Origin of the sequence: Actinomyces provencensis (assembly GCF_900155435.1) — a bacterium.
GTDB lineage: Bacteria > Actinomycetota > Actinomycetes > Actinomycetales > Actinomycetaceae > Pauljensenia > Pauljensenia provencensis.
Genome location: NZ_LT700221.1, coordinates 1 through 943 on the forward strand (window position 1 = coordinate 1; position 943 = coordinate 943).

A 943-nucleotide genomic window follows, 5' to 3' on the forward strand; every position below is an offset into this window, starting at 1 on the left:
ATGGACAAACTCGTCAAGACGTTGGGGATCCACTCACTGTCGAAGTCGCAGGTCTCGCGGATGGCGGCCGAGCTCGACGAGCACGTCGACCAGTTCCGGCACCGCCCCCTGGGCGAGGCGGGCCCGTTCACCTTCCTCGCCGCCGACGCGCTGACGATGAAGGTCCGCGAGGGAGGCCGGGTCATCAACGCGGTCGTGCTGGTCGCCACGGGTGTCAACGCGGATGGGCGCCGCGAAGTCCTCGGCTTACGGGTCGCGACATCCGAGACCGGTGCAGCCTGGAACTCGTTCTTCGCTGACCTCGTCGCCCGCGGCCTGGGCGGGGTCCGCCTGGTCACCTCCGACGCTCACACCGGACTGGTGGAGGCCATCGCGGCGAACCTGCCCGGCGCGGCCTGGCAACGATGCAGAACCCACTACGCGGCCAACCTGATGAGCGTGACCCCGAAGAGCATATGGCCGGCGGTGAAGGCGATGCTGCACTCCGTCTACGACCAACCCGACGCCGACAGCGTGAACGCGCAGTTCGACCGGCTGCTGGACTACGTCGACGGGAAGCTTCCCGACGTGCACGAGCACCTCGACGCGGCACGCGCGGACATCCTCGCCTTCACCGGGTTCCCCGAAGGACTCTGGCACCAGATCTGGTCCAACAACCCCAACGAGCGCCTCAACCACGAGATCCGCCGCCGCACCGACTCCGTCGGAATCTTCCCCAACCGCGACGCGATCATCCGCCTCGTCGGCGCCGTGCTCGCCGAGCAGACCGACGAATGGGCAGAAGGCCGCCGCTACCTCGGCCTCGACATCCTCGCCAAAAGCCGCCTCACCCTCGCCCCCGACACCACGCCGGAGGTGACCACCGACCCCACCCTCGAACTCACCGCCTAACCAACACCACAAGGATCACCGACCGCTACACCACTCCACGGGACTTGACCCC

At 67.8% G+C, this 943-nt stretch carries 1 protein-coding gene; it reads left to right on the plus strand.

The window, feature by feature from the left end; genetic code table 11:
- Positions 1–891, plus strand: an 891-nt coding sequence (locus BQ9890_RS14340; protein ID WP_075893335.1) for an IS256 family transposase, incomplete at its 5' end; no start/stop codon positions are given.
- Positions 892–943 lie beyond the last annotated feature (52 nt).